The following is a 7,053-nucleotide window of genomic DNA, read 5'->3' as shown; positions in this document are numbered from 1 at the left end:
TGCTCATTATAGGGCAATTTCTTACACGTGCAAGCGCTTTTAACGCACAGGAATCACGAGTGTTTTATTTTTATGCACCAAATTGGTTCAATTCCATACAATTCATTACATAAGTACATATTTTTAAAACAGAAATATAAATTAAATATTTCTGCTTTATTCTATGCCTAGTTTTTTACGACTGGTGCTTTAATCGTCACACTGGTGATTCTTACAGGGTTCACTGGCACATTTTGATGCATTCCATAGTTTCGGGTCGGTACTTTGGCAATCTGATCGACGATATCCATGCCTTTAGTGACCTTACCAAATACCGCATAGCCGGCATTTCTAGCAGAACGATCCAGAAAATCATTATCGACCAGGTTCACAAAGAATTGTGCTCGGGCAGAATCCGGCTGATTAGTACGCGCCATGGCTAAAGTACCGCGTTTATTTTGCAGACCATTCGACGATTCGTTTTTAATGGGTGCTTTTGTATTGGCTTTTTCCTGCATGTTCACATCAAAGCCACCGCCCTGCACCATAAAGCCTGGAATGACGCGGTGAAAAATCGTGTCCTTATAGAAGTTGCTCTTTACATAGCTTTCGAAGTTCTTTGCCGAGATTGGGGCTTTGTCATTGAAGAGTTCAATTTCAATATTTCCCGATGAAGTCTTCATCTCAATAATCGTATTGGCAGCAAAGCTTGGTAGACTGACCGCAGCAAGTGCGATGACACATAATGATTTCTTTAACATTTATTAACTCATCTACTTAGAAGTAATGGTTGTGAATGACTATATATTAATCTTTTATAACTCATAATGCAGTGACCTGCCGACTAAAGACAAGAGAATAAGAATGAAGCATGCATTATTACAGGAGCAAAATATCCACCAGTTTCCACCTTGGCGTTTGCAGGGTGAGGGTTTTATTCTGAATTATTGGCTGACCCCCAGCTTTATTGAGCAAGCGAAACAGTTCCGGATCGCCCCTTCTCCGCTGGGTCGTATGGTCCAAGTCTTATTGGTGCGTTATCACGCTTCGCCGATTGGCCCTTATGATGAGTTACTGATTCTGGATCATCCTTTAATTAGTAAACGGCGCCTCAGTTCGATTCCTAAAATTTATGTGTCTACCCATGAGTCTGTGGTACACGGTCAGTATTTATGGGGCATTCCCAAAGAACATGCGCAATTTGAATGGCAGGAAAAGGATCAGGAAGTGCTGTGTCAGATTCAGCATCAAAACCAGCATATGACGATTCGGCTGAAGAAAACCAAATCTGCACGCCAGTTCTACATTAATAGTCATCATATTCCAGCGTCTATGCTGAAGATTCAGCAAGCCTGGAAAGGGCAGCGTTTTCAGTTTAGTCCACAGTTCCGCGGTCACCTCTCCAAACTCTCGCAAGTAGAGTGGCAAGATGCCGAGAATATATTTCCAGACTTTTCCAAAGCCAAATTGCTGCAAAGCTTTTATGTCCCCAAATTCAATTTGATCTTTCCTGAAGCGCAGATCAGTAGCAAAGTATAAGAACTGATAAAAACTTATCTATAAAAAAAGGTGTTTCATGAGAAACACCTTTTTTTATTTATACTTTCGATTTAACTATTTTTATCCCAGAATTTGCGGAAGTTTTTGCTGATCTCAATCACATATTTTTTGGCACGGCGAGAGATCGGCGTCAGGTTAATAAAACCATGTGCCTGATCGGTATATTCATGATAATGAACACTCACGCCATTCTGACGTAGTTTATGTGCATAGATTGAACCTTCATCATGCAGGACATCATGACGTGCAGTAATCACATAACTTGGCGGCAAGTTTTGCAATTCACCATAGGTCGGTGAAATCAACGGATCATCCAGTTCAATCTGATGGGTTTGGGCATACATTAAGGTCACCAGATCAATATCCTGCTCTGAAAGCACCAGTCCATCTTTATAGGCATAAAAAGAAGGATGGCGACTTTTAAAGTCGACCGCCGGATAAAGCAAAAGCTGTGCTCGTGCGGCATAAGATTTACCTGCACTGCGCTGTGCCACGACAGTAGCCAGATTTCCTCCGGCACTGTCCCCTGCCACGGCAATACGGTTTTTATAGATTTTTAGTTGCTTACTATGCTGATGTGCCCAAGCCAAGGCATCTTCACAAACCTGTACCATCTGCAAGGGGCTAAATTCTGGCGTCAGCGGATAAGCCACGCTTAGCACCTGCACTTTGGCATGTACTGCCAGCAAGCGACAGAATTCATCATGGCTGTCCAGACCGCCCACCATAAATGCACCGCCATGATAAAAAATCACCATCGGCAACTTCTTTTGTGGAGCTGGATGATAATGCCGGGCAAAGATGCTGCCACTTTGCAAAGGCAGGCGCAGCTCTTCGATGACTTTGACAGTAGTTGGTTTAGCCGCGATCGCTTTCATGCGTGCATCAAACAATGTGCGCGAATGTGCCAGATCCTCACTGATAAAACTGCTATGCCCCTGTTTTATCTGGATGGCCATCAGACATTTTACCAATGGATCTAAATCAGGATAAACATGAGGATAATCCAGAGCCTTAACTAATGCTTCCTGTGCAATGCCAGGTAAGCGGTCCAGCATACGCGCTGCCGTCCCTTGTCCCTTTTCCATCACACTTTTCAGAACCGGAGGATTCACAGTCATTATTTTTAGTCCTTATTCTCTTAATTCTTCATAGTTTCTACACGATTAGCGTTTCAGTGACCATATTCTTATATAAGTCTTAATATCAATGTACATATAGCTTCTACTCGATACGTTACCCTCATTTATAAAAGATGTCATTGACCGTTTAAAGGTTATTTTTGACGTACTTTTGCGAGCTTAAGTATATTTTTTATTACAAATCGGGAGGATGCCTATGGCTAGCAAAATTATAGCTCTGTCTTTGGCGACTGCATTTTTAGCTGTAGGCTGCGTCGCATTTCCTGAAGATGGTGGCTATTATGATGGCCGCTATGATCAGCGTTATGACCGTCGCTATGAACTGGACCGGCGTTATGAACAAGATCGTCGCTATGAGCGGCAACGTTGGGAATATGAACAGCAACGCAAACGCATTGAACTGGATCGACGTAAACAGGAATTACAACATCGCAATTGGGAGCAGGATCGTAAAAGACAGTTAGAGCTGGATCGACGTAAAGGCCAACTGGAACGACAGCGCCATGAACAGCAACGTAAAAATATCATGACGCAACGGCAAAAACAGGCAGAGGCAGAACGTAAACGTCGTCAGGATCTGGAGCGTAAACGTGTAACAGATCAACGCAGTAAAAAAGTCCAGCAAAATCGTTCTAATCAACGCTGGAATGACAACCGACGTCATCAAGAACAACGTTCACGCGATCGTCGCGATTAAGACTTGAATCATTTTCTGTATTAAAAGCCTAGACTGGGCTTTTTAAATGGAAAAAGATAGCTGCCAGATAGACAAAGGCCCTAAAGAAAATTTCTTTAGGGCCTTTGCAGAGGGTTATGTTAAACGAACTTCCACTTCGCTTATGCTTCTCAGCAATTCAACCAGAACATCCTATTCTTTATATAAATTATCCTATCGAATCAACTTGCGCTCAGGAAGCCGAGATTCACTATCCAAGCTGTAAGTTTTATCTTACAGAACGCTAAAATAGAGACGACTGATTCCAACAAATTTAAAAAAGGTAAATTCTAGGCAAAAAAAAGGCTTATCTAGAGAACAGGATAAGCCACGAAAACACATTTCAAAATAAGAAGAAACTACAGCGATAGAATCTGGAATAAATATTAATCAAAAGTTCATCTATTGTGAAAGACTTTATTGCTTAGATATTAATCGTTTTTATGTCTAATAAATAAACAGGCAAAAAAAAGCTGAGTCTTGGGGAGGCTCAGCTTGAAAAAAGCAACTTTAAAATAGGACAACAGCAACCCGGTTCGGCTCTCTCCTCTAAACAAGGTCGCTGTTAATAGAAGTATGATGCAATTTTTTTACCCACACTTAAAACGGATTAAAATTATTAATTCGATTCAAAAATACGATTACTTATTTTTTATATTTATTTTCAAATACTTAATTTTTAGATTTAGTCGCGAATTAAATCTATTCAGTTCAAAATTCGGATTCATCGCTGCTGATGTCCGTGTATTTTATTCTCATCCTATCCTGCTGTTGTGTTCTGAATAGCTTGTTCTGCTATCCGCTGGATTCAGTATTTTGTATAAATCTTAAATTTAATCTGGGTCGACGCTTGAATTTTTACACCCTGCCCCGATTTCTTTAGGTAATCAAGAACTTCACAACCATGGCAGTTCAGCATAAACGCAGTGAACACTGAGGCCTAAGGACTGTACATGTTTAAGAACCCATTTAAACGGAGTAAATCAATGGCGACTGAGCAAAACGAGCAAGCTCAACAACTTGAGCAAGAGCAAGCGGAACAAGATACAGCGCAAACTCAAGCTGAAACCGAGCAGGCTGAAGTTTCCGTTGAGTCTTTACAAGAGCAGATTGCGCAGCTTGAAGGTGATTTAAAGTTAGAAAAAGCCCGTACCGCCAATGCAGTTTATGAAGCACAAAAGAGTGTTGAACGTATTCAGCGTGAATCTGAAAAGCATAAAGATACAGTTCTGGAAAAGTTCTCTAAAGAGCTTCTAGAAACAGTCGACAATCTGGAACGTGCCATTGTGGCTGCAGGTGAAGAGCAAACACCATTGCGTGAAGGTGTTGAACTGACCCTTAAATCTTTATTGCATACCTTGGAGAAATTTGGGGTTGTGGCAGTGGATACCAACAACGGTTTCAATGCTGACCTGCATCAGGCAGTCGGGATTGATCCAAATGCCAATGCAAATGAAATTGGGACTGTTTTGCAAAAAGGCTACACGCTTAACAGTCGCTTATTGCGTCCTGCCATGGTGATGGTCGGCGCTTAAGCCAAATAAATTCGGGAGTTTGTGAAATTTTTCAAAAATTTTACTTGAAAAAAATCGAACGGCTCTCATATCGGATAACAAGTGTAAATCACAAAAAAATTTTAGAGGAAACATCCAAATGGCTAAAATCATTGGTATTGACTTAGGTACTACAAACTCATGTGTTGCAGTACTTGAAGGCGACAAAGTTAAAGTAATCGAAAACGCTGAAGGCGCGCGTACCACTCCATCTATTATTGCCTATAAAGATGGCGAAATTCTGGTAGGTCAATCTGCAAAGCGTCAAGCAGTAACGAATCCGAAAAATACATTGTTCGCGATCAAACGTTTGATCGGTCGTCGTTATGAAGACCAAGCGGTACAAAAAGATATCGGTCTGGTTCCTTACAAAATCATCAAAGCAGACAACGGTGATGCTTGGGTTGATGTCAACGACAAAAAATTGGCGCCACAACAGGTTTCTGCTGAAATCTTGAAAAAGATGAAGAAAACTGCTGAAGATTACCTGGGCGAAACCGTAACTGAAGCTGTTATTACTGTTCCTGCTTACTTCAACGATGCACAGCGTCAAGCAACTAAAGATGCAGGTAAAATTGCAGGTTTAGAAGTTAAACGTATCATCAACGAGCCAACTGCTGCTGCACTTGCGTTCGGTATGGACAAAAAAGAAGGCGACCGTAAAATCGCGGTTTACGACTTGGGTGGTGGTACTTTCGACGTTTCAATCATTGAAATTGCTGACCTTGATGGCGACCAGCAAATCGAAGTATTGTCGACTAACGGTGATACATTCCTAGGTGGTGAAGACTTCGATAACGCGTTAATCGAGTTCCTGGTTGAAGAGTTCAAGAAAGAACAAAACTTTAACTTGAAGCAAGATCCACTGGCGTTACAGCGTTTAAAAGAAGCTGCTGAGAAAGCGAAGATCGAACTTTCATCTTCAAACGCAACTGAAATCAACCTTCCATACATCACTGCTGATGCGACTGGTCCTAAACACTTAGTGATCAACGTAACACGTGCAAAACTTGAAGGTCTAGTTGCTGACCTGGTTGCTCGTACGATTGAACCTTGCCGTATTGCGCTTAAAGATGCAGGTCTTTCGACTTCTGACATCTCTGACGTAATCTTGGTGGGTGGTCAGTCTCGTATGCCAATGGTTCAACAGAAGGTTCAAGAATTCTTCGGTAAAGAGCCACGTAAAGACGTAAACCCTGACGAAGCAGTAGCCATGGGTGCTGCGATTCAAGGTGCGGTACTTTCAGGTGACAAAACTGACGTACTTCTACTTGACGTAACTCCGTTGACACTTGGTATTGAAACTATGGGCGGCGTGTTGACTGCAATCATCGAGAAAAACACCACGATTCCTGCAAAGAAATCTCAAGTGTTCTCAACTGCTGCGGACAACCAGCCTGCTGTAGACATTTCAGTTTACCAAGGTGAACGTAAAATGGCGCAGCAAAACAAATTGTTAGGTAACTTCCAGTTAGGCGACATCCCACCTGCGCCACGTGGTGTGCCACAAATTGAAGTATCTTTCGACATCAATGCTGATGGTATCTTGAAAGTATCTGCGAAAGACAAGAGCACTGGTAAAGAGCAATCGATCCAGATTAAAGCAAACTCAGGTTTGTCTGATGCTGAAATCGAAGCAATGATCAAAGATGCTGAAGCGAATGCTGAAGAAGACCGTAAATTTGAAGAGCTTGCAAAAGCACGCAACGAAGCGGATGCTTTAGTTGCTTCTTCACAAAAAGCAGTGAAAGATCTTGGTGAACAAGTGACTGCAGACGAAAAAACTGCAATCGAAACTGCGGTTTCTGAGCTTGAAGCTGCAACCAAAGAAAATGACGTTGAAGAGATCAAAGCGAAAACTGAAGCGCTGCAAAACATCATCATGCCAATTACACAACGTGCATATGAAGCAGCGCAAGGCCAAGGCGGTGCGCAAGGTTTTGATCCAAACGCATTCCAAGGCGGCGAAGGTCAATCTCAAAAAGCGGACGACGGCGTTGTAGATGCTGAGTTCACTGAAGTAAAAGATGACAAGAAATAATTTGTCGGTTTAACTAAAAAAACCGCGCGAAAGCGCGGTTTTTTATGTCTCGACTTGCAGGAA

The 7,053-nt window shown here is 42.0% G+C and carries 6 protein-coding genes; 4 read left to right on the top strand and 2 right to left on the bottom strand.

All coding sequences use genetic code 11. The features are described 5' to 3' along the window. Window positions 1–167: 167 nt before the first annotated feature. On the bottom strand, window positions 168–740 hold the full coding sequence (locus AC1IR0_RS13900; protein WP_479741492.1) for a peptidylprolyl isomerase: 573 nt from the start codon (window positions 738–740) through the stop codon (window positions 168–170). A gap of 103 nt (window positions 741–843) precedes the next feature. Here AC1IR0_RS13900 and AC1IR0_RS13895 point away from each other — a divergent pair, with 103 nt between their 5' ends. Further along, the gene (locus tag AC1IR0_RS13895) at window positions 844–1,518 is read left to right on the top strand and encodes an acetoacetate decarboxylase family protein (RefSeq protein ID WP_005094830.1); all 675 of its coding nucleotides are present in this window, start codon (window positions 844–846) and stop codon (window positions 1,516–1,518) included. Between the two features lie 71 nt (window positions 1,519–1,589). Here the strand turns inward: AC1IR0_RS13895 and AC1IR0_RS13890 are convergent, their stop codons facing one another. Then, complete coding sequence (locus tag AC1IR0_RS13890) at window positions 1,590–2,660, bottom strand: alpha/beta hydrolase (RefSeq protein ID WP_004728955.1); 1,071 nt, start codon at window positions 2,658–2,660, stop codon at window positions 1,590–1,592. Between the two features lie 217 nt (window positions 2,661–2,877). On the opposite strand from AC1IR0_RS13890, the gene AC1IR0_RS13885 reads away from it, so the two are divergent. The 3 genes from AC1IR0_RS13885 (at window position 2,878) to dnaK (ending at window position 6,990) form a co-directional block, all read left to right on the top strand. Continuing rightward, window positions 2,878–3,378, top strand: coding sequence for a cell envelope integrity TolA family protein (locus AC1IR0_RS13885; protein ID WP_338840331.1), 501 nt, complete (start codon window positions 2,878–2,880; stop codon window positions 3,376–3,378). Between the two features lie 1,004 nt (window positions 3,379–4,382). After that, on the top strand, window positions 4,383–4,931 hold the full coding sequence (gene grpE, locus AC1IR0_RS13880) for a nucleotide exchange factor GrpE (RefSeq protein ID WP_479741493.1): 549 nt from the start codon (window positions 4,383–4,385) through the stop codon (window positions 4,929–4,931). A 118-nt stretch (window positions 4,932–5,049) separates the two neighbouring features. After that, complete coding sequence (gene dnaK / locus AC1IR0_RS13875) at window positions 5,050–6,990, top strand: molecular chaperone DnaK (RefSeq protein ID WP_071852338.1); 1,941 nt, start codon at window positions 5,050–5,052, stop codon at window positions 6,988–6,990. Window positions 6,991–7,053: the final 63 nt, after the last annotated feature.

It is taken from the genome of Acinetobacter sp. 129952, assembly GCF_056642055.1.
This window is presented reverse-complemented; position numbering and strand designations above follow the sequence as displayed.

What these genes read in the sequence shown, in the direction of transcription:
- AC1IR0_RS13900 (WP_479741492.1), bottom strand. Translation starts at nt 740, where the DNA reads ATGTTAAAGAAATCATTATGTGTCATCGCACTTGCTGCGGTCAGTCTA.
- AC1IR0_RS13895 (WP_005094830.1), top strand. Translation starts at nt 844, where the DNA reads ATGAAGCATGCATTATTACAGGAGCAAAATATCCACCAGTTTCCACCT.
- AC1IR0_RS13890 (WP_004728955.1), bottom strand. Translation starts at nt 2,660, where the DNA reads ATGACTGTGAATCCTCCGGTTCTGAAAAGTGTGATGGAAAAGGGACAA.
- AC1IR0_RS13885 (WP_338840331.1), top strand. Translation starts at nt 2,878, where the DNA reads ATGGCTAGCAAAATTATAGCTCTGTCTTTGGCGACTGCATTTTTAGCT.
- grpE (WP_479741493.1), top strand. Translation starts at nt 4,383, where the DNA reads ATGGCGACTGAGCAAAACGAGCAAGCTCAACAACTTGAGCAAGAGCAA.
- dnaK (WP_071852338.1), top strand. Translation starts at nt 5,050, where the DNA reads ATGGCTAAAATCATTGGTATTGACTTAGGTACTACAAACTCATGTGTT.